24 protein-coding genes are annotated in these 20,912 nt (G+C 59.2%); 10 read left to right on the top strand and 14 right to left on the bottom strand.

Annotated elements, in window-relative coordinates:
* Position 1 precedes the first annotated feature (1 nt).
* Entirely contained in the window at positions 2-571 is a 570-nt protein-coding gene (locus EJA71_RS19900; RefSeq protein ID WP_158959305.1) for an elongation factor P, read from the bottom strand.
* Between the two features lie 48 nt (positions 572-619).
* The gene (gene earP / locus EJA71_RS19895) at positions 620-1,762 is read right to left on the bottom strand and encodes an elongation factor P maturation arginine rhamnosyltransferase EarP (RefSeq protein WP_158959304.1); all 1,143 of its coding nucleotides are present in this window, start codon (positions 1,760-1,762) and stop codon (positions 620-622) included.
* A 124-nt stretch (positions 1,763-1,886) separates the two neighbouring features.
* Here earP and EJA71_RS19890 point away from each other — a divergent pair, with 124 nt between their 5' ends.
* Positions 1,887-2,300, top strand: a complete 414-nt coding sequence (locus EJA71_RS19890; RefSeq protein ID WP_158959303.1) for a hypothetical protein — start codon at positions 1,887-1,889, stop codon at positions 2,298-2,300.
* Positions 2,301-2,302: 2 nt separating this feature from the next.
* Positions 2,303-2,785 (top strand): GreA/GreB family elongation factor, encoded by a 483-nt coding sequence (locus EJA71_RS19885; protein ID WP_158959302.1) that lies wholly within the window; start codon positions 2,303-2,305, stop codon positions 2,783-2,785.
* 9 nt (positions 2,786-2,794) lie between these two features.
* Here EJA71_RS19885 and cysB read toward each other — a convergent pair whose 3' ends face one another.
* The 5 genes from cysB to EJA71_RS19860 all read right to left on the bottom strand — a co-directional run bounded on the left by cysB (position 2,795) and on the right by EJA71_RS19860 (position 6,773).
* A complete protein-coding gene (gene cysB / locus EJA71_RS19880) occupies positions 2,795-3,769 on the bottom strand; it encodes an HTH-type transcriptional regulator CysB (RefSeq protein ID WP_007908591.1) in 975 nt (324 codons plus the stop codon).
* A 113-nt stretch (positions 3,770-3,882) separates the two neighbouring features.
* Entirely contained in the window at positions 3,883-4,386 is a 504-nt protein-coding gene (locus EJA71_RS19875; protein WP_158959301.1) for a universal stress protein, read from the bottom strand.
* A 98-nt stretch (positions 4,387-4,484) separates the two neighbouring features.
* Entirely contained in the window at positions 4,485-5,390 is a 906-nt protein-coding gene (locus EJA71_RS19870) for a 5'-nucleotidase (RefSeq protein WP_158959300.1), read from the bottom strand.
* Positions 5,391-5,418: 28 nt separating this feature from the next.
* Positions 5,419-6,390, bottom strand: a complete 972-nt coding sequence (locus EJA71_RS19865; protein WP_178113725.1) for a putative 2-dehydropantoate 2-reductase — start codon at positions 6,388-6,390, stop codon at positions 5,419-5,421.
* Entirely contained in the window at positions 6,387-6,773 is a 387-nt protein-coding gene (locus tag EJA71_RS19860) for a co-chaperone YbbN (protein ID WP_158959298.1), read from the bottom strand. The genes EJA71_RS19865 and EJA71_RS19860 overlap by 4 nt, the downstream gene beginning before the upstream one ends.
* Here EJA71_RS19860 and EJA71_RS19855 point away from each other — a divergent pair.
* The gene (locus EJA71_RS19855) at positions 6,772-7,215 is read left to right on the top strand and encodes a PilZ domain-containing protein (RefSeq protein ID WP_158959297.1); all 444 of its coding nucleotides are present in this window, start codon (positions 6,772-6,774) and stop codon (positions 7,213-7,215) included. The two genes, EJA71_RS19860 and EJA71_RS19855, sit on opposite strands and share 2 nt — an antisense overlap.
* Positions 7,216-7,345: 130 nt before the next feature.
* Entirely contained in the window at positions 7,346-8,422 is a 1,077-nt protein-coding gene (locus EJA71_RS19850) for a 3-deoxy-7-phosphoheptulonate synthase (RefSeq protein ID WP_102900377.1), read from the top strand.
* Between the two features lie 60 nt (positions 8,423-8,482).
* Here the strand turns inward: EJA71_RS19850 and EJA71_RS19845 are convergent, their stop codons facing one another.
* Positions 8,483-8,764, bottom strand: a complete 282-nt coding sequence (locus EJA71_RS19845) for a GNAT family N-acetyltransferase (protein ID WP_158959296.1) — start codon at positions 8,762-8,764, stop codon at positions 8,483-8,485.
* 639 nt (positions 8,765-9,403) lie between these two features.
* Between EJA71_RS19845 and oprI the strand changes: the two genes are divergently transcribed.
* Positions 9,404-9,655 (top strand): outer membrane lipoprotei OprI, encoded by a 252-nt coding sequence (gene oprI, locus EJA71_RS19840; RefSeq protein WP_003183784.1) that lies wholly within the window; start codon positions 9,404-9,406, stop codon positions 9,653-9,655.
* A 125-nt stretch (positions 9,656-9,780) separates the two neighbouring features.
* Here the strand turns inward: oprI and EJA71_RS19835 are convergent, their stop codons facing one another.
* The 3 genes from EJA71_RS19835 to EJA71_RS19825 all read right to left on the bottom strand — a co-directional run bounded on the left by EJA71_RS19835 (position 9,781) and on the right by EJA71_RS19825 (position 11,887).
* Positions 9,781-10,749: a L,D-transpeptidase family protein gene (locus EJA71_RS19835; protein WP_158959295.1), complete on the bottom strand. Its 969-nt coding sequence runs from the start codon at positions 10,747-10,749 to the stop codon at positions 9,781-9,783.
* Positions 10,750-10,930: 181 nt separating this feature from the next.
* Entirely contained in the window at positions 10,931-11,224 is a 294-nt protein-coding gene (locus tag EJA71_RS19830; protein ID WP_007908575.1) for a hypothetical protein, read from the bottom strand.
* 57 nt (positions 11,225-11,281) lie between these two features.
* Positions 11,282-11,887, bottom strand: a complete 606-nt coding sequence (locus EJA71_RS19825) for an arylesterase (protein ID WP_163005002.1) — start codon at positions 11,885-11,887, stop codon at positions 11,282-11,284.
* A gap of 10 nt (positions 11,888-11,897) precedes the next feature.
* Between EJA71_RS19825 and EJA71_RS19820 the strand changes: the two genes are divergently transcribed.
* The 3 genes from EJA71_RS19820 to greB are packed head-to-tail and all read left to right on the top strand — an operon-like array spanning position 11,898 to position 15,617.
* Positions 11,898-12,581, top strand: coding sequence for an ABC transporter ATP-binding protein (locus tag EJA71_RS19820; RefSeq protein ID WP_007939984.1), 684 nt, complete (start codon positions 11,898-11,900; stop codon positions 12,579-12,581).
* The gene (locus EJA71_RS19815) at positions 12,581-15,085 is read left to right on the top strand and encodes an ABC transporter permease (protein ID WP_158959294.1); all 2,505 of its coding nucleotides are present in this window, start codon (positions 12,581-12,583) and stop codon (positions 15,083-15,085) included. Before EJA71_RS19820 ends, EJA71_RS19815 begins: the two co-directional genes overlap by 1 nt.
* A gap of 34 nt (positions 15,086-15,119) precedes the next feature.
* Positions 15,120-15,617 carry a transcription elongation factor GreB gene (gene greB, locus EJA71_RS19810; RefSeq protein ID WP_158959293.1) on the top strand — a complete coding sequence of 166 codons (498 nt, stop codon included), beginning with the start codon at positions 15,120-15,122 and terminating at the stop codon, positions 15,615-15,617.
* Positions 15,618-15,623: 6 nt separating this feature from the next.
* Here the strand turns inward: greB and EJA71_RS19805 are convergent, their stop codons facing one another.
* The 3 genes from EJA71_RS19805 to EJA71_RS19795 all read right to left on the bottom strand — a co-directional run bounded on the left by EJA71_RS19805 (position 15,624) and on the right by EJA71_RS19795 (position 18,149).
* The gene (locus EJA71_RS19805; RefSeq protein ID WP_158959292.1) at positions 15,624-15,932 is read right to left on the bottom strand and encodes a class I SAM-dependent methyltransferase; all 309 of its coding nucleotides are present in this window, start codon (positions 15,930-15,932) and stop codon (positions 15,624-15,626) included.
* Between the two features lie 248 nt (positions 15,933-16,180).
* The gene (locus EJA71_RS19800; protein WP_158959291.1) at positions 16,181-16,615 is read right to left on the bottom strand and encodes a DoxX family protein; all 435 of its coding nucleotides are present in this window, start codon (positions 16,613-16,615) and stop codon (positions 16,181-16,183) included.
* Between the two features lie 112 nt (positions 16,616-16,727).
* Positions 16,728-18,149, bottom strand: a complete 1,422-nt coding sequence (locus tag EJA71_RS19795) for a transglycosylase SLT domain-containing protein (RefSeq protein ID WP_158959290.1) — start codon at positions 18,147-18,149, stop codon at positions 16,728-16,730.
* Positions 18,150-18,385: 236 nt separating this feature from the next.
* Here EJA71_RS19795 and EJA71_RS19790 point away from each other — a divergent pair, with 236 nt between their 5' ends.
* Together EJA71_RS19790 and EJA71_RS19785 are read left to right on the top strand one after the other, a co-directional pair.
* The gene (locus EJA71_RS19790; RefSeq protein ID WP_158959289.1) at positions 18,386-19,198 is read left to right on the top strand and encodes a TatD family hydrolase; all 813 of its coding nucleotides are present in this window, start codon (positions 18,386-18,388) and stop codon (positions 19,196-19,198) included.
* A gap of 167 nt (positions 19,199-19,365) precedes the next feature.
* Positions 19,366-20,847, top strand: coding sequence for a methyl-accepting chemotaxis protein (locus EJA71_RS19785; RefSeq protein ID WP_158959288.1), 1,482 nt, complete (start codon positions 19,366-19,368; stop codon positions 20,845-20,847).
* Positions 20,848-20,912: the final 65 nt, after the last annotated feature.

Here is a 20,912-nt window from a genome sequence, read left to right as displayed (position 1 = left end):
CTTATTTGGCACGGCCTTTGTAGGAACCGCCTTCGCGGGTGTCGATCTCGATCTTGTCACCGATTTCGATGAAGTCAGCAACCTGCAGCTCAGTACCGTTGGCCAGCTTGGCTGGCTTCATGACTTTGCCGGAAGTGTCGCCGCGAGCCGAACCTTCGGTGTAGTCAACTACACGCACGATGGTGGTTGGCAGTTCTACGGAAACCAGACGCTCTTCGAAGAATACGGCTTCGCAAACGTCGGTCATGCCTTCTTCCACGAATGGCAGAACAGCTTCGATGTCTTCAGCGTTCAGCTCGTACATGGTGTAGTCGGTGGTGTCCATGAACGTGTAGGAGTCACCGCTGATGAAAGACAGGGTGGCTTCTTTGCGATCCAGGATCACGTCGTCCAGTTTGTCGTCCGCACCGTAAACGGTTTCGGTCTTGTAACCGGTCAGCAGGTTCTTCAGCTTGGTCTTCATGATCGCGCTGTTACGGCCCGACTTGGTGAATTCAGCTTTCTGAACCAGCCAAGGATCGTTGTCGATACGGATCACGGTACCGGGTTTGAGTTCTTTACCAGTTTTCATTGCGAATATCCGAATTTGGATGGGATTTACAAAAATCTAGGCCGCGTATCATATCCAATTTAGGTAAAACTGTACCAGCGCTCCGGCAAGATCGGCCTGCAAGCCTTGTTCCAGACACCATGCTTCGGCATTTTCCTGCAGTTCTGGCCAATGATTACGGGCCGCGAGCCAGTGTTCACCGATCGGTTGACCGGCACTCCACGCACGCCACAGACCGTTCATCGCCTCGGCAGCCGCCGGCGAAAGCCTTTTCGTATAGAGCGCGAGGAAGGCGTCGAGCTTGTCCAGATGGATGTCTTCGTCCTGTTGATAGATGTGCCAGAGCATCGGCCGCCCCGCCCATTGCGCGCGAACAAACGAATCTTCGCCGCGCACCGCATTGAAATCGCAGCACCACAGCAACTGATCGTATTGATCCTGTCGGACGAACGGCAGCACTTGTACGGTCAGTGCCTGACGGACATGAATGGCTCCGACTGTCAGGGTTTCCACCCCGAGCCAGCGCGCCACGTCACCGAGAATCCGCCCTTCCGGTACCAACAAGTGAGTCGGCTTGGTGTCCGCCGACAATACGTCCAGCCAACTGGCCAGCCCGGCGTTCTCATAGGCGAAGAGTGAAATCAGCTGCGCATCCGCTGCGCGATCAATCCCCAGACCTTGCAGGAATTGTCGCTGCGCCTCGCCATCCTGTTGAAACTGCCGACGCTGCTCGAGCAGTCCTCGCTCACGCAGCAGCCCGCCAGTGCCCGGTTGAAAGCCCGGAAAGAAGAAGAACTTCTGCACCGATTTGTATTTGACCGACGGCAAACCATGGCAACCGACGACCCAGTCTTCGGCGCTGAGGTAGTCGAGGTTCATCCACAGGGGCGGTTTTTCCCGCGCCGCCATGGCGTCCATGTAATCACTTGGCAACTGACAGGCGAATGCGGCGATCACCACATCCGCCGCCTCTGTGTGCGGCCACTCAACGGGCCAGTGCCGTACGTCGACGCCCTGCCGGGATTGCTGCGCGGCACCAATGTCGATCTCGGGGCAGATCCGTTCGAAGGCTCGCAAGTCATCGACCCACAAGCGCACATCCAGTCCATGCTCGGCTACCAATTGCCGGGCCAGGCGCCAGGTCACGCCAATGTCGCCGTAGTTGTCGACGACAGTGCAAAAAATATCCCAGCGGGTGTTCAGTACCGGCATGCAAATCTCCCGTTGGCAAAAGCACCGATTGTCCGCATAAATCACCTCGCGCAGAAGAGCCGACGGCGATTAATCTTCGTGCGACAATCGCCACTCGCCCGCAATCATCCGCCAGGAGGCCGCCATGCCCTATCGCCCCAACCCGCGTCGCCCTTTGCCTGTTCAGCTTAGCGCGCTGCATTTGACCGGCAGCATAGCCTTGGGCATATGGCTGGGTTTTCTCGCCATTGCGCTGACCTGCTGGCTGCTTTCGCGCTTTGTGTTTACTGAACAATGGGCACCGGTTGCTCAAGCCGTGCAGCAATTGGCCAACCCGCCAGCGCCCCAGGTTCAGGTCCAGCCGGAGATTCCGCCGCAGAGTCCGCTGTTCGATCAGTACGAAGAAAACCTGCGCCGCAATGAGCAACAGCAACGCATGGATCAGGCCCGCAGCAGCATTCGCAATCAGTCGAACCCCAAGTGTCAGTTCTGGTTGCAACAGGATCAGAACGCTCCCAGCGAAAAAAGCCGTGCCAACGTTTTGCAATTCTGCGATTGATCATGAACAAGCACACGGTTCACCAACTGATTCTCGACAAGCTGCGCATCGACCTCGATATTGCCGAACGCGCCGCACAGACCGCCTACGAAACCGCGACCCACGAAGAAAACATCGCCGAAAACAAGTACGACACGCTGGGGCTTGAGGCGTCGTATCTGGCGGCGGGTCAGGCGAAACGGGTTGAGGAAATTCGTCGGTCACTGGCGCTGTGTCAGAACCTGACGCTGCGCGCCTACGATGAAAATCGTGGGATCGAGATCGGCGCCCTGCTCGGTCTGGAGGACGAAAAGGGTCGCGAGCAATGGCTGTTTCTGGCGCCGGACGCGGCAGGTCTGAAAGTCGACGTGGTGGGTCAGCCGATTACCGTCATCACCCCGCGCTCGCCGCTGGGCAAAAGCCTGCTGGGCAAGTTCGAGGGCGATGAGGTGGAGATTCTGGTGGCGGGCACCCGGCAACAGTTTGGTGTCACCGAGGTGCTCTGAGACAACGGATCAGTGAACCGGCAGTTCGACACCGTCGAACAGTTCTTCCAGTTCCTGCTTGTTGTGGCACTGGATGGCTTTGGCCATCACTTCGCGAGTCAGGTGCGGGGCGAACTTCTCGATGAAGTCGCACATGAAACCACGCAGGAAGGTGCCGCGACGGAAACCGATCTTGGTGATGCTCGATTCGAACAGCTCGCTGGCATCCAGCACCACCAGGTCGTTATCGAGTTTGGTGTCGACCGCCATTTTGGCGACGATGCCCACGCCCAGCCCCAGACGCACGTAGGTTTTGATTACGTCGGCGTCGGCAGCGGTGAACACCACTTTTGGCGTCAGGCCACGATGGCTGAAGGCTTCGTCGAGTTTCGAACGACCGGTGAAACCGAACACGTAAGTCACGATCGGGTATTCGGCCAAGGCTTCGAGGGTCAGCTTCGGCAGCTTGGTCAGCGGGTGGCCCTGCGGCACGACCACGCAACGGTTCCAGCGGTAGCACGGCATCATCACCAGATCGCCGAACAGCTCGAGCGCTTCGGTGGCAATGGCAAAATCGACGGTGCCGTCAGCGGCCATTTCGGCGATCTGCATCGGCGAACCCTGGTGCATGTGCAGCGCAACATCAGGGTATTGCTTGATGAAATTGCTGATCACCGGTGGCAACGCATAACGTGCCTGAGTGTGCGTGGTGGCAATCGACAAGGTGCCCTTCTTCTCGTTGGAGAATTCCTGAGCGATCTGCTTGATGCTTTCTACCTTGCGCAGAATCTCACCAGCAGTGGTGATGATGCGCTCGCCGGCCGGGGTGACGCGTGTCAGGTGCTTGCCACTGCGGGCAAACACTTCAACGCCGAGTTCGTCTTCCAGCAGGCGGATCTGTTTACTGATGCCCGGTTGCGAGGTGTAAAGGCTTTGGGCTGTAGCGGAAACGTTGAGGTCGTGGTGCGCCACTTCCCAGATGTAGCGCAATTGTTGAAGCTTCATATGAATCCCTCAAAGCAGGTAGACGCCACGGGCATCAGCGACGGTATATAACTATATTAATGGTTTGAAGAATAAATCTAGAACTTTTTTATCAAAGTGCCATTATTCCCGCTTCAGCGATCCTCCCGCCGCCGACGCTCCACCAACGGCACCAGATAAACCGGCACCTTGGCCAACTGCAGGACCCGAGCCGCCGTGCGCCCCAACGGCGTCTCCGCGCCCACCCCGTGGCTGTGGCTTCCTACGATCAGCAAATCCACCGAGAGCTTCTGCACCTGGTCGAGAATCACCTGCGACGGATCGCCCTGCACAACGCGAACTGCGCGAATGCGTTGCAGATCCTGCTCGCCCTCCTCCCCCAGCTCTTCGCGAAAACTGTCCAGTACTCGCTGCTCGATGTTGGCGATGACCGTTTTAAGACCCTGGCTGTGAAATTCGTTCAATGCCTGTTCATCGAGATAGCTCTGCAGCACCGATTCGGCAAAAAGCCCCATCGGCTCAACCGCGTGCACCACATACAAATCGGCATTGAACGTCCGCGCCAATGCCAGGGCATGCTGCATCACTAACGGTGCGTACAGACCGAGGTCAGTGGCATACAGCATCGAACGAATCATATGACCTCCTCGCAAGCCAACATGGCGGAGATTTGATTCAGCTTAGCAGTGCCTTGACGACTACGACGTGTGGCGCAACGTCTTGAACCGTTTGGGCTTTAGACCGCTGGTTCGTTGCTGATGCCGTGGGGTACATGGCCAGTGGCAACCACTTCGCGGGCGAGTTCGCAATGGCCGGCCTGATCATCGAAAAACACGTCGGCAGCGAACGCTTCGAGAAAGGCCGATTTGGTCAGGCCACCGAGAAACAAAGACTCGTCGAGACGGATATCCCATTCGCGCAACGTGCGGATCACCCGCTCATGGGCCGGTGCCGAGCGCGCGGTGACCAGCGCCGTGCGGATCGGGCAATCGTCGTCGGGAAATTCGCGCTGGAGCAAATTGAGCGCCGCCAGAAAGCCTTTGAATGGGCCGCCGCGCAGAGGTTCGCGGGCCGCTTCGCGCTCTTTGGCCTGAAACGCTTCCAGCCCACCGGACTGATAGACGCGCTCCGACTCGTCGGAAAAGATCACTGCGTCGCCATCGAAGGCGATACGCAACTCGTCGCTGGCCGCGCGACTGGCGCCACCGGACAGAATTGTCGCAGCGGCGAAACCGGCGTCCAGTGCCGCGCGCACATCCTCGGCATGAGTCGACAGAAACAAGTCGCAGCCGAAGGCTTTCAAATACGGATACGGACTGCGCCCGCCGACAAACGCCGCCCGGGAAATCGCCAGCCCGTAATGGTGAATCGAGTTGAATACGCGCAGCCCGGTATCGGCGCTGTTGCGCGAGACCAGAATCACCTCGACCCGCGCACGGCCGAGGCGACTGTTGAGTGCCAGAAGTTTTTCCACCAGCGGGAACGCATCGCCGGGTGCGAGAATTTCGTCTTCGTGCTCGATCTGATATTGCCGATACGCTTCGACGCCGCTCGACAGATAGACCTTGTGGCTCTCGCTCAGGTCGAACAGCGCACGCGACGAAATCGCCAGCACCAGTTTGTCATCGATGTTCTTGGCCATGCCTTCCCCCGCCTACAAAAAAACCGACCTAAACGTTGCGTCGGTCGATAAAACGCAAATTGCGGTACAGCGCTTCGATGCGCGGCAGCTCATAGCCTGCCGCTTTCGCCGCCGCCAGTGGCCGGGCGTAAATTGCCTCAAGTTCCAGCGGTCGCTTGTGTAAAAAATCGTGGTACATGCTCGGCCAATAGTCGGGCATTTTTTCCGTCATGCTCAACAGAAATCCGGCGTAACCCGGTGGCATGTCATGCCCACACGCCTTGGCACCCTGCACCACTTCAGCCATCAATGCCTGAATCGATGCGCGGCTGTCGGCATCGGCCATCAGCGGTGTGGTGCCGGCGCCGAGCAGCACCGACAAGCCGTTGTAGGGAATATTCCACACCAGTTTCTGCCAGCGCGCCTGTTGCAGATTGGGCATTGCCTGGGAATCAAGACCGGCGGCGCGGAACAGGCCTGAGCCCTCTTCGACAATTGCCATACGGGCAACATCATCGACGGCCGGGCCACTGTGATAACCGACGTTCACCGCGCCCAAGGCTTGATGGGTGACTTGCCCCGGCCCTTCGCGATGCACGCAAATCAGGCACAAGCCGCCGAGCAGATGCAGGGAGTCGGGCAACAGCTCACGCAAGTCGTCTTCGACATCGAGGCCGTTTTGCAGCACCAGCACTTTCGCATCGGGTTTGGCCGCTTGAATGATAGAAGGCGCCAGACCGGCATTGCTGGTGGTTTTCGCCCCGACCAACAGCCAGTCGCACTTGGGCATGTCTTCAGCCGAAGAATAGGCCTGCACCGGATTCAACGTCAGCGGGCCATGCACCGCGCTGTTGACCTGCAAACCGCGCTCGGCCACCGCCGAGAACTCGCTGCGCAACAGAAAGTGCACATCGAAACCGGCGCGCGCCAGCATCACCCCGTAGAAACCACCAATTGCACCGGTGCCGATAATCCCCACTTTCGGCTTATCAAAGCCCGGTTTATTCACTGCCCCCATCATGGCAACTCCTCTGCAATTCGACCCAGAGCCTGCGCCAATGCCTCGTTGAGTGCATCGGCAGTCAGGCGTGTGTGCAATGCCCCAAAGAACTCGCCGTCGCGCACCACAAACAACGCCGGCAAATGAAAGACCTGATAACGCTCGACCAGCCCGCCGTTGTCACCGGCATCTATCCAGCAAAGGTGATCAACCGCCAATACCATCCCCGGCAATACTTCGCGGGCATAGCGGCAACTGGCGCAGCCGACGCTGGTGAAAATCACCAGCGAAACGCCGCTCATCGCCAATAGCCGTTGGTCAGCGTCGAAATCGGTCAGTTCGGATTCGACCACTATACTGGGGGAAACAATGTCAAATGGCTGACACAGGGAGTCTGTGCTCATGGGACGTTTCATTCCTCATCCGGACGAAGTGCCGGTTGAACTGACGTTACTCAAGCCCGAGTGTATTTCCAGGCGACAGCTGCACACTATCAGCCTCGGCGGCATCGCTTGCAATTACCACCGTGCCTGGCGCCACGGCACGGCGTTGCAAGTGCGCATGCCGACACTGAATGCCGACATCTGTTATCCGGGCTATGTAGCGTGGTGCCTGCGGCGCAAAAAAGGCTACCTGGTGGGCATTGCCTTTACCGATGAGCAGACGCTGTTCAGCGCGCGAATGGGTGAGCAGGTGTGTCAGATCGAGCGCTTCTGCCGCATGAATGACGCCCACGATGATTTGCACGATATTCAGGCGCTGGCCCTGCAATGGGTCGAGCAACACGCCGACGAGTTCTCCCACGACAGCGTACACAAGGCTTTTGCGCAGCCAGCGCTGGACTAAAGCACCTTTTGCCCATTGTCTACCAGGCGCTTAACGCGCTAAGGTTCCGCTCCCCGACGCGCTTAAATCTGCTGTGCTCCGCCGCGCGGGGATCGCTGGCGGCCGGCACCCGTGACCTGACGAGTAAACGATGGCTGATTTACCGATCAACGACCTAAACGTCGCCTCTAACGAGACCCTGATCACTCCCGATCAGCTCAAGCGTGATATCCCTCTGAGCGACGCTGCCCTGCGCACCGTTACCAAGGGCCGCGAAGTCATTCGCAACATTCTTGATGGCACCGACCACCGTCTGTTCGTAGTGATCGGCCCGTGCTCGATCCACGACATCAAGGCTGCCCACGAATACGCCGATCGCCTCAAGGTGCTGGCGGAGGAAGTCTCCGACACCCTGTATCTGGTCATGCGTGTGTATTTCGAAAAGCCGCGCACCACCGTCGGCTGGAAAGGCCTGATCAACGATCCATATCTGGACGACTCGTTCAAGATTCAGGACGGCTTGCATATCGGTCGCCAGTTGCTGCTGGATCTGGCCGAAAAAGGCTTGCCGACCGCCACCGAAGCCCTCGATCCGATCTCCCCGCAGTATCTGCAGGATCTGATCAGCTGGTCGGCCATCGGCGCGCGCACCACCGAATCGCAGACTCACCGTGAAATGGCCTCTGGCCTGTCCTCGGCGGTCGGCTTCAAGAACGGCACCGACGGCGGCCTGACCGTGGCGATCAACGCCCTGCAGTCGGTCTCCAGCCCGCACCGCTTCCTCGGTATCAACCAGGAAGGTGGCGTGTCCATCGTCACCACCAAAGGCAACGCTTACGGTCACGTGGTGCTGCGCGGTGGCAATGGCAAGCCGAACTACGATTCGGTCAGCGTTGCCCTGTGCGAACAGGCGCTGGACAAGGCCAAGATCAAGCCGAACATCATGGTCGACTGCAGCCACGCCAACTCCAACAAGGATCCGGCCCTGCAACCGCTGGTGATGGAAAACGTTGCCAACCAGATCCTCGAAGGCAACCAATCGATTATCGGCCTGATGGTCGAAAGTCACCTGAACTGGGGCTGCCAGGCGATTCCGAAAGACCTTGCCGACCTGCAATATGGCGTGTCGATCACCGATGCGTGCATCGACTGGTCTGCCACCGAGAACACCCTGCGCAGCATGCACGCCAAGCTCAAGGACGTGTTGCCGAAACGTCAGCGCAGCTGATCAACGTTTCGCAGGCATAAAAAAACGCCGGGCATTGCCCGGCGTTTTTGTGTGTGCGATTCAGATCTTGGCGGCGCGGCGCTGGTGACGTTCCATGTAGCGCTCGACGTAGGAACACGACGGGATCACCGTGTAGCCCATTTCCTCGGCGTATTGCAGCGCGCTTTCGGTCAGCGCAGCGGCAATGCCGCGGCCACGCAGGGCGTTGGGCACAAATGTGCGATAGATATCCAGGGTCTGTTTCCCCAGATCCATATAGGTCAGATAGGCACGATGACCGTCCACAGTGGTCTCGAACTGATGACCAGCCTGGTCATGGTGGATGGACAACGCCTCGCTCATCACTACTCCTCGCGGGTCTTGGATTCTGACCCCTACCTTACCGATGTTTTTCCGGCGAAGGAACATCTACGCCACCCCGTGCCTGATGGACACCGAGAAGAGCCACACCGATCTCGCGCAACCGAGCACCTGATAAATAGTAGGCACCAATGGCGAAAATGCTCAAGGTGCGCTCGTCATCAAGACGGTTGACGGGGGTTGCTCCGATGGACGCAGAGGTGGCAGGGGAAAAGATCTTCCCGGGTTGCTCACCTGAACATCGCCGGATGTTGAGACTTAAGACGTGCAACCTTTTTTAAAGTCACCTCAACATGGACAAAGATAAGCGAAGCAGCACGCAAAATCGGAACAAAAGTGTGGACGAATTCATCTAGAAAGACTTTAGACAAAACTGCGAAAACAACACATGAAAGCGGGAACTTTTTCTCATTAACTCGCTCTGCGCGGGGCTTGCAGCTGGATATTTTTTATACAACGCAGTTAAAAGTTGCTCGAAAAAGAATCAGCGCCTACAATTTTTTTTGCTTCTTGCGCTACGTCAGTTTACTTACTACAAGTAATGGGTAGTATGTACGCCGGCTATTTCCTCAATCGTGAGGAGACAGCCACTTAATTTGAAAGTCCTTGAAGGGGAACACGATGAACAACGTTCTGAAATTCTCTGCTCTGGCTCTGGCCGCAGTTCTGGCTACCGGTTGCAGCAGCGCATCGAAAGAAACCGAAGCACGTCTGACCGCTACTGAAGACGCAGCTGCTCGCTCCCAGGCTCGTGCAGACGAAGCTTACCGTAAAGCTGATGAAGCTCTGGCTGCTGCTCAAAAAGCACAACAGACTGCTGACGAAGCTAACGAGCGTGCTCTGCGCATGCTGGAAAAAGCTAGCCGCAAGTAATAGTCCTTCGGGATTGTTATCAAGCCGACCCATTTTTTGGGTCGGCTTTTTTGTGCCTGATGCTTTTGTCCGGGCAATAAAAAACCCGCCGACGCTTAAAGCATCGGCGGGTTTTGGCAGACCGGTTACTGCAACTCGACCGGCGTGCTCGATACCATCGGCGCCGCTGCACTCGGCGTGCCGATTTCGGTAGGCAGACCATCTTCGGCTGCGACCACATCACGCACCACATCCCAGTTCATGCGCAGGTTGTTGGTGATGTCTTCACGCTTGAGCATGGCGTTGATCACCGCCGTGTGTTTGTCGACCACGGACGGGTTGCCCTTGTCGTCGATCGGCGTGTGCGCTTCCAGATAGACCTTGCCGTTGCTGCGACCGAACTTGTATGCGTCGTTGAGAATGCGCACTGACGTCCCGACCGGCACCATTCCAGCCATTTCCAGCACGTTGTTGTTGAACATGCGGAAGCAGCCGTGGCTGGTGCGCATGCCGATGCCGAACTTCTTGTTCGAGCCGTGAATCAGGTAGCCCGGCGTGCCCAGCGTGAACTTGAACGGCCCCAGCGGGTTGTCAGGACCGGCCGGCACCACGTTTGGCAGCGGATCGCCGTCGGCGGCGTGTTCAGCCTTGATCGAGGCAGGAGGCGTCCAGGTCGGATTCGGCGTCTTCGCGGTGATCGTGGTGTGCGCGATCGGCGAACCCCAACCTTCACGGCCGATACCCAGCGGGAAGGTGTACACCGTGTTCTTGCCTTTCGGGTAGTAGTAAAGGCGGTATTCAGCCAGGTTGATGACGATGCCTTCACGCGGGCCCGGCGGCAGGATGAAACGCGTCGGCAGGACGATTTCGGTGCCTGCACCCGGCAACCAGGCGTCGACGCCCGGGTTGGCCGCGACCATTTCCGAATAACCCAGATCGTAGGTGGTGCCCAGATCCGCGAAGGTATCTTCGTACTTGGCTTTGATCACCTGGACCTGGCCGATGATGTCTTCACCGGGCGGTGGCAGGGGGAACTCCAATGCAGCAACGGGACCGGCCACACACAGGGCGGCAAGTGACAGGCAGCGGGTGACGGCGGGAAAGCGCGGCAACATCCGGAAAATCCTTCGCATGATCATCAAGGGTATAAGAGCGCGATTGTACACCGCACTTTGAATATTCGGGGAGACAGGCCGATGGACCGCGTCAGGCCTTGAAAAGATCGCAGCCTGCGGCAGACCCTACAAGGAAACGCGTGCACTTGTAGGAGCCGCCGCAGGCTGCGATCTTTTGATCTTAAAGCTCGAAACGCAGCTCAGGCCAGATCGGCGAGGTGCCACGCTTCTGCGACTCCAGAATCGCCCGGCACAGCGAACACAAACGCTGATCCTGGAACACCCGGCGATCCACACTCGACCAGCGCGGTTGCGCCGGCAGCAGGCTGCCGCACAGCGTGCGATCAGCCGAGCCACCGAGTTCCAGCTGACGCGTCACCAGATGCACCCGCACTTCCTGGCAGGCGAACAGATCCAGCTGCTCGTCAGGCTCGATCAGTTGGTAGGCAAACAGGGACCAGGCAGAACGCGACATCGGGGGCTCCAAATAAGGGGGCGCCACATTAGCCGAAAGCCTGCCAGTAGAAAAGCCTCATAACAGCGGTTTTAGCGTCGGCCAGACATTTTCCAGCAACTTGCCCTGAGCCCCGGCTGCCGGGTGTAGACCATCGGCCTGCATCAGGTCCGGATGACCACCGACGCCTTCGAGGAAAAACGGGACCAGAGGGATCTTTTTGTCGTCCGCGAGTTTGCCGTAGACCTCGGCGAAAGCATCGGTGTAGCGCTTGCCGTAGTTAGGCGGCAGTTGCATGCCGAGCAACAACACCTTGGCACCGCTTTGGCGGGAGCTGTCGATCATCGAGGCAAGATTTTGTTGCAATTGCGTTGGCGGCATTCCGCGCAGGCCATCGTTACCCCCGAGTTCGAGGATCACCAGCTCCGGCTTATGCTCTGCAAGCAGCGCCGGCAGGCGCGCCTGGCCTCCGGCACTGGTATCGCCGCTGATGGAGGCATTGACCACTTTGTCGTCGAAACCCTCCTGTTTGAGCCGTTGTTCGAGCAACGACACCCACCCCAAGCGGGTATCCAGTCCGAAACCGGCGCTGATACTATCGCCAACGATCAGGACAGTACCCGCCGCTGCGTTCTGGGCCATGCACATCAAGGCCAGGCCAGCACTCAAAAACCACACTCGCATCGGATTCTCCATGGGCGCAAGCATTCTCACCGCGAAGAACCTCAGCAAAGTGGTTCCCAGCGCGGAAGGTGAACTGACTATCCTGCACGAACTCAGCCTGGAACTGAACAAGGGCGACAGCCTGGCCATCGTTGGCGCGTCCGGTTCCGGCAAATCCACCCTCCTCGGCCTGCTCGCCGGCCTCGACCTGCCAAGCAGCGGCGAGGTCACCCTCGCCGGGCAAGGCCTGAGCAATCTTGATGAAGACCAGCGCGCACGCATTCGCGCCGAGCATGTCGGCTTCGTCTTTCAATCGTTTCAGTTGCTCGACAGCCTCAATGCGCTGGAAAACGTCATGCTGCCGCTGGAACTCGACGGCCGCAAAGATGCGCGTGAGCGAGCGACCGAATTGCTCCAACGCGTTGGCCTCGGTCAGCGCCTCACGCACTCGCCGCGCCAGCTCTCCGGCGGCGAGCAACAGCGTGTGGCGATTGCCCGCGCCTTCGCTGCTGAGCCAGACGTGCTGTTCGCCGATGAACCCACCGGCAACCTCGACAGCCACACTGGCGAGCGCATCAGCGACCTGCTCTTCGAATTGAACAAGGAACGCGGCACCACCCTGGTGCTGGTGACCCACGACGAACGCCTGGCCCATCGCTGCCGGCGCCTGATCCGTCTTGAAGCCGGGCTGTTGGTCGCCCCTCTGGAGCCTTGATGGCACGTCTGCCGCTGTTGCGTCTGTTCAGTCTCGCCATTCGCCAACTGTTGCGCGACGCCCGCGCCGGTGAATTGCGCGTATTGTTTTTCGCCTTGGTCGTGGCAGTGGCAGCGAGTACCGCCATCGGTTATTTCGGCGCTCGCCTCAACGGCGCCATGACCCTGCGCGCCACCGAATTTCTCGGTGCCGATCTGGTGCTCGAAGGCAGTTCGCCGGCGCGCGAGGAACAAATCAAGAGCGGCACCGAATTACGCCTGAGCCATGCGCAAGTGGTGGAATTCTCCAGTGTTATCGCCACCGACAACGGCATTCAGCTGTCGAGCATCAAGGCTGTCGACCGCGCGTATCCTTTGCGTGGCGAACTGAAAAGTGCTCCGGCACCCTTCGCAACCGAAGATATTGGCGGTGAACCGCAACCGGGCGAAGCCTGGGTCGAAGCGCGCCTGCTGACAGCGCTGGACCTGAAGATCGGCGACAGCATCGATGTCGGCATGAAGACGCTGAAGCTGACCCGCGTACTGACTTACGAACCCGATCGCGCTGGCAACTTTTATAGCCTCACGCCGAGAGTCATGATCAACCTCGACGACCTCGCCGCCACCGGCGTGGTGCAACCCGGCAGCCGGGTGAGTTATCGCGAGTTGTGGCGCGGCGAACCGCAGGCACTGGAAACCTATCGGCAACTGATCAAACCCGGCCTCGCGGCCAACCAGCGCATTCAGGACGCCCGCGATGGCAATCGGCAAATTGGCGGTGCACTGGGCAAGGCCGAGCGTTATCTGAACATGGCCAGTCTGGTCGCGGTGTTGCTGGCCGGTGTAGCCGTGGCGTTGTCAGCGAACCGTTTCGCCAGCCGGCGTTTCGACGCCAGTGCGCTGTTGCGTTGCCTCGGTTTGTCGCGCCGGGAAACCATGCTGCTGTTCAGCATTCAATTGACCGTCCTCGGACTGATCGCCGCGCTCAGCGGCGCGTTGCTCGGTTGGCTGGCGCAACTGGGGTTGTTCGCGCTGCTGCATGATCTGTTGCCGAGCGATGTTCCGCCGGGCGGACTGTTTCCTGCCATTGCCGGGATCGGCACCGGGCTGGTGGCATTGGCCGGGTTTGCCTTGCCGCCCCTCGCTGCACTGGGACGAGTGCCGCCGCTGCGCGTTTTGCGTCGCGACATGCTGCCCATCCCGTCGAGCACCTGGATGGTGTACGGCGCGGCGCTGGGCGCGCTTGGCCTGATCATGTGGCGCCTGAGCCTGGACCTGCTGCTGACCTTCGCCCTGCTCGGCGGCGGCGTGGTGGCTGCGTTGGTCTTGGGCGGTTTGCTGTTGTTGTTGCTGCAAAGTTTGCGGCGAATGCTCGCTCGCGCTTCGCTGCCGTGGCGCCTGGGTCTGGGCCAACTGCTGCGTCATCCATTGGCGGCGGCAGGGCAATCGCTGGCATTCGGTTTGATTCTGCTGTCGATGGCCCTGATCGCTTTGCTGCGCGGTGAACTGCTCGACACCTGGCAAAACCAGTTGCCGAAAAACGCGCCGAACTACTTCGCCCTGAACATCCTGCCGGCAGACAAACAGGCCTTTGCCGATCATCTGGTCAATGTCTCTGCACAAGCCGCGCCGCTCTATCCAGTCGTGCCGGGACGGCTAATCAGCATCAACGGCGATCCGGTGCAACAAATCGTCAGCAAGGATTCGGCCGGTGATCGAGCGATTCAGCGTGATTTGAGCCTGACCTGGGCGGCGGACTTGCCGGCGGGCAACAAGCTCACCGCCGGTGAATGGTGGAAGGATCAACCGACCGACGATGTGCCGGGTGTCTCGGTGGAAGGCAAAGTCGCCGAGAGCCTCAAGCTCAAACTCGGCGATCACATGGTGTTCAACGTCGGCGGGGTCAATCGTGAAGCGAAGGTCACCAGCCTGCGCGAGATCAACTGGGACAACTTCCAGCCGAACTTCTTCATGATCTTCCAGCCAGGCACATTGAAGGATCTGCCGGCGACCTACCTGACCAGCTTTTATCTGGCACCGGGTCATGATCAGCAGATTGTCGAGCTGTCGCGCGCCTTCCCGGCGGTGACCATCCTGCAGGTCGAGGCGCTATTGGAACAGCTGCGCAGCATCCTCGCCCAAGTCACCCTGGCCGTGGAATATGTGTTGTTGTTTGTTTTGGCGGCGGGGATGGCGGTGCTGTTCTCAGGCCTGCAAGCAACGCTGGATGAGCGCATTCGCCAAGGTGCATTGCTGCGCGCACTGGGTGCGGAACGACGGTTGCTGATCAAGGCCCGCCGCATTGAGTTCGGTTTGCTCGGCGCGGTCAGCGGTCTGCTCGCGGCAATCGGTTCGGAAGTGGTGAGTCTGGTGCTGTATCGCTACGCCTTTGACCTGCCGTGGCATCCGCATCCGTGGCTGCTGGTACTGCCATTGATTGGTGCGGTGCTGATTGGCGGGGCCGGCGTATTTGGTACACGGCGGGCGCTGAATGCGAGCCCACTGACAGTGTTGCGCGAGGGTTGATAGACTCAAGCCGTCTTAATCACAAGAAGTTGCCATGAGCCGTTATCGCCCTCCCCGCACCGCTGGCACCGCGCTGATCACCCCCGAGGGTGAAGCGCGGATGCGCGCCGAATTCCATGAGCTGTGGCATGTGCGTCGCCCGCAGGTGACGCAGTCGGTCAGCGAGGCGGCGGCGCAAGGTGACCGCTCGGAAAACGCCGAGTACACCTACGGCAAAAAGATGCTGCGCGAGATCGACAGCCGCGTACGCTTCCTGACCAAGCGTCTGGAAGCACTGAAGGTTGTCAGCGAAAAACCCAGCGATCCGAACAAGGTCTATTTCGGTGCCTGGGTGACCATCGAAGACGAAGATGGCAAGCAATCGCGCTACCGCATTGTCGGCCCGGACGAACTGGACCTGAAACTAGGCCTGATCAGCATCGACTCGCCACTGGCCCGCGCCTTGATCGGCAAGGCGCTGGACGCTGAAGTGGGAGTGCAGACGCCGACTGGCGAGCAGTTCGTCTACATCGTCGCCATCGACTATCCGTAATCCGTATCAGCGGCGGGCGATCAAACCCTGCCGGGCAACGCGGGTCAGTTGCTTGATCATTTCCGGCGCATCTTCAGCGCTAGGCGACTGAATCACCGCCAGGTCGAAACTGTCACTGGCAAAACGTGCAAGCGACTCGCCGTCTTCGACAAACTGGATCAGGAATGCGGCAGGACCGCCGCTGCGGCGTGGCCAACCATCGAGATAACGCAACAGCGTCGGCTGATGTTTGCCGCCAAGGAGAATTTTCGGGTTGCGCTGGGTGATATGTGCCGTGATCGGCGCGGGACGTGCTTGAGGGCGTAGTGCATTCATCGTGTCGTGTCTCTGCCTCAAAAGTCTGCATGGCAGGTGAGAGGCAACACCGAACCAGCGCTTTAGCGGTATTTCGAAGCCCTGTTCCGGCTTCTGACGGCAACTGTTCAAGTCACCTGGCGCCCCGCAAGTAGCTGTTTAAATCGGCGCATGGGCAACATCCTAGAGAACGTGACCGATCAGTGTCAAGAATCAGCCGCAACAAAAAAGGCCCGCACAATGCGGGCCTTTTGCTTGAGCCAGAGCCTTCAACCGGCGATGGCGCGATCCACCGAGAGCTTGCCGGCGCCTTCGATCAGTACCGCGAGGCTGCCGCCGAGCAGGGCCAGGGCGAACTCGTAACCGTTGTTGGCCATAAACAAACCGTTACTGATGTGTACGGTGAAGATCGCCACCAGCGACAGGAAGGTCAGGCCCAACGCCGCCGGGCGCACCAGCAGGCCGATGATCAAGGCCAGACCAGCAAAGAACTCGGTACCGCCGGCCAGTGTGGCCATCAGGTAGCCCGGGTGCAGGCCGATGCTGTCCATGTACTGCGCAGTGCCCGCCAGTCCATAACCACCGAACAGGCCGAAAAGTTTTTGCGAACCGTGAGCCGCGAAGATCACGCCGACAGCGATGCGCAGGAGGGTCAGACCGTAGCCAGCGCGAGTGAACAGTACTTTGTTGATCAGAGAGCTCATGGGGCATTCCTTGTTTTTGCGAGAAGTTGTGTGTGTTGGTTGGCCGCTATATTAATCAGTAAAACAAATGTTAAAAGCGCAAATATTCCGCCATAACAATCAGTTTAGTTGATCATTTGCGTGAGACAACTTTCTGCCCACCGGGCTCCAACGACTCCCGCTCCCGGTCGAACGCCAAGTAATACTTGTTCACGCTATTAACATAGCTGACGGGCCCCATTCCCACCTGCTCCATGGCGATACGCTCGACCTGGAAGAACCACTGGTCAGGATTCAGCCCCCGGCGCCGGGCTTCCGCGCGCATGCCCTGCACGCGTTCGGGGCCGATGTTGTAGGCCGCCAGCGTGAAAGCCATACGTTCACGCTCGTTGAGCTTGGGGCTGCTGAAAAACTTGCGGCGAATCATCGCCAGGTACTTGGCCCCGGCCTGCACATTTGCATCAAGATTCTGAATATTGTTGACGCCCACCCGTTGCGCGGCTGACGGGGTGATCTGCATCAGCCCGGTCGGCCCGCTGCCACTGCGCGCATTGGGTTGCAGCGCGGATTCCTTGAACGCCAGCGCTGCCAGATTCAGCCAGTCCATGTTCTGTGCATCCGCGTGCTTTTGCAGGGTCGGACGAAGTTTTTCCAGGCGCTGGCGGTCGGACTTGGCCAATGGATAGTGGACTTGGTAGAGGCGCCGATAGATGCGAAGAAATGCTGCGTCTTCGTTCGACGGCTTCTTATAACCACCGAGGAAGCGATCAATGCTGGCGCGCAGCATCGACGCATCGCGGCGCACAAACCAGTATTCCTCGCCCGGTTCGCTGATCATCAGCTGACGGTCAAAGCGCAATTTCGGCAGGATCTTGCCCCAGCGTTCGGCAATCGGTTGCTCAACGATGGTCAGGTGAAAAATCCCGCCCTGAACCATTTCCAGGACGTCTTCGACGGCCAATGTCGGATCGACCCATTCGATCTTGATCGGCGCCAGTTTGTGCAAGGCGAGTTTCTGGTTGAGCTGACTGACCGCCTCCCCCGCCGCGCTGCCAGTTGGCAACGCTAAGGTCTTGCCGGAGAGTTGTTCGACCTTGGTGTAGCGTCGCTCGCCTTTGATGCCGACCAGCACCAGCGGCACGTTGCTCGCGATCGGTTCGCTACTGGCCACCGCATAACCCGAGGGCAAATCGAGCAACTCGCCGGGCGCGACCAGATCACCTTCGCCACGCTGCAGCGCGCCGAGCAGTTGATCCTTGGCTTTGGGAATGATCTTGAGGGTGACTTCCTGGCCGTCGCGGGCGTGGCCATTGAGGTATTGCTCGAAGGCGCGCAGGCGATGGTATTCGACACCGATGGCCTGGCCCTGGACTTCGCCGGAACTGTTGCGGCTCTGGTTGACCAATACGCGCAATACACGACTGCTGCGAATCTCCGACAAGTCGCGCACTTTGGCCGCCGGCACGGCTTGCAGCGGCCCGGGCAGGCGCGCGACCGCCGTCATCGGCAGGAGCAGCGAACCACACAACAGGAGCAAAACCGAGGGACGAACCATCCACTCTCCGGAAAGAATACGGGGCGATTTGACCGCAGAACGGTCAACATCACCGACGGAAACAGAGCGCCATGAGCGCTGGCAACGTGCGAGAGACTGGCACAGTGATGGCATCTTTGCCAAACCGGGCTGCGTCGCGGCATCAAGAGACAGCTATAACTCGTTGTAGTTCTTGGCTTTTCTTATGAATCTACAGCTCTGGTATGCTTTCCGGCCTTCGGCCCGAGGTAGCAACCATGCAACTCATCGATATCGGCGTCAACCTGACCAACCCAAGTTTCGCCGACAAACACCAGGCCGTGCTCGACCGCGCCTATGCCGCCGGGGTCTGCCAACTGGTGCTGACCGGCACCAGTGTCGAGGGCAGCGAACAGGCTCTGGAGCTGTGCCAGCAACTCGATGAAAGTGGCCAGCGACTGTTCGCCACCGCTGGCATTCATCCGCATTCGGCGAGTGACTGGAACGCTGACAGCGCGCGACGCCTGCGCAGTTTGTTGAAGGAAACCAACGTCGTCGCCGTGGGTGAGTGCGGGCTGGACTTCAACCGCGATTTCTCCCCGCGTCCACAGCAGGAAAAAGTCCTCGAAGAACATTTGGCCATGGCCGTTGAATTGCAGCTGCCGGTGTTTCTGCACGAACGTGATGCCAGTCAGCGCCTGCTGGAAATCTTGAAAGACTTCCGCGATCAACTGCCCGCCGCCGTGGTGCACTGTTTCACCGGCGAGCAAAAAGCCTTGTTCAGCTACCTCGATCTGGATCTGCACATCGGCATTACCGGCTGGATCTGCGACGAGCGTCGGGGCACGCACTTGCATCCACTGGTAAAAGAGATCAAACCCGGACGTTTGATGCTCGAAAGCGATGCGCCGTACCTACTGCCGCGAACGTTGCGACCGAAACCGAAGAACGGGCGTAACGAGCCAGCGTATCTGACAGAAGTGCTGCGTGAGGTGGCGTTGCATCGTGGCGAAAGCGAAGACGATCTGGCAGCGCACACGACGGCTTGCGCTCGCGCATTCTTCAATCTGCCGACATTGTGTAATTCGTAAAAGATCGCAGCCTGCGGCAGCTCCTGCATTGGGATGGCGTACCTCTGTTGGAGCTGCCGCAGGCTGCGATCTTTTAATCTCTTGACCTACATCAAATCCCCGTTCCTGCGTAGCGGCACAATGCTGGCACCTTGCCAAAACTGTTTCCGCTATCAGAGAAGACCTCCATGGGTGCCTGGCTTAGCAATATCTCGCTGAAATACAAATTCTGGGCGGTCAACGCGGTCGCCTTCGTCACCACCCTGTTGCTGGTGTTGTACGCCGTACAACTCGAGCAACAGGCGCGCAGTCACGCCTCACAAGCGTCCGCGCAGGCCCAGGCGCAATTGCTCAAGGCCTGGCCAAGTGGACAAGCGCTGCCCAAAACCGATCAAGTGCTGACCTTCAAACGCGGTGAAGCGCCGCGCCTCAATGATCAGCCGCTGTTGGAAATCACCGACAGCACGGGCTGGATCGAGATCAATCACCTGCCCCTGTTTGGCGAAAACCCGCTGATGGGTGCTGAAGTGTTCAGCCGTGCCGATGGCCAAAAGGTCGCTGTGATCGCCTATGGTCCGAGCCTGAGCCAAGTGTTCAGCGAGCGCTTCGCCAACTACGCGGTGGCGGTGTTTATCCTGATGCTGGCGATGCTCGGCGCCTCACAACTGCTGATCCGTTTCCTGCTCAGCCAACTCAACACGTTGAAAGACGTGATGCTGCATGTCGAGAAAAGCGGCGACCTCTCCGCGCGCGTGCCGCTGGCTGGCAAAGACGAAGTCGGGCAGATGGCCAACGCGTTCAACGCGATGCAGGCCGGTTACCAACGCGTGGTGACCACGGTCGCCAACACCGCTCGGCAACTGGATGTCGGCGCGGCGCGGCTGGCGTCGAGCATGAACGAGGTGCGTCAGGGGATGCTCGGTCAGCAAAGCGAAACCGATCAGGCGGCCACCGCGATCAACGAAATGACCGCCACGGTTTATCACATCGCCCAACACGCCGGCGCCACCCGTGATCTCTCGCAAACCGCCGACACCCTCGCCGGCAGCGGTCAGCAAGTGGTCAGCCGCGTGCAGCATTCGATCGCCGGGCTCTCCAGCGGCGTGCAGCAGACCGCCGAGATGATCCAGCGGCTGGCCGAGGACAGTCAGAAGATCAACGGCGTGGTCAGCGTGATTCACAGCATCGCCGAACAGACCAACCTGCTCGCCTTGAACGCCGCCATTGAAGCCGCCCGCGCCGGAGAGATGGGCCGTGGCTTTGCGGTGGTCGCCGATGAAGTGCGCAACCTCGCCAAACGCGTGCAAACCTCCACCGATGAGATCACCACCATGGTTTCAGCGTTGCAGGCCGGCACGCGCGATGCGGTGGATTTCATGCAGGAGAGTTCGTACAAGGCTGACGATTGCGTACAGCAGGCGCAGGAGGCTGGCGAAGCGTTGGCGGAAATCACCGGCGCGGTGGCGCAGATGCGCGAGAGCAACACGCAGATCGCCGTTGCAGCGGAACAGCAAAGTCAGGTCGCCGAGGAGATGAATCGAGCGGTGGTGAGCATTCGCGATGTGACCGAGAACACTGTGCAGCAAACGGTGGATTCGGCGACGACGAGCAATGAGTTGGCGACGTTGGCCGGGGAACTTAACAAGGCAATTGGGCTGTTGAAACTCTAAAGATCAAAAGATCGCAGCCTTCGGCAGCTCCTACATTGGTTTGTCGTACACCCTGTAGGAGCTGC

The organism is Pseudomonas sp. PB106 (assembly GCF_009764645.1).
Taxonomy (GTDB): domain Bacteria; phylum Pseudomonadota; class Gammaproteobacteria; order Pseudomonadales; family Pseudomonadaceae; genus Aquipseudomonas.
The sequence above is the reverse complement of the archived record's forward strand: the minus strand, read 5'-3'. Positions and strand labels throughout refer to the sequence as shown.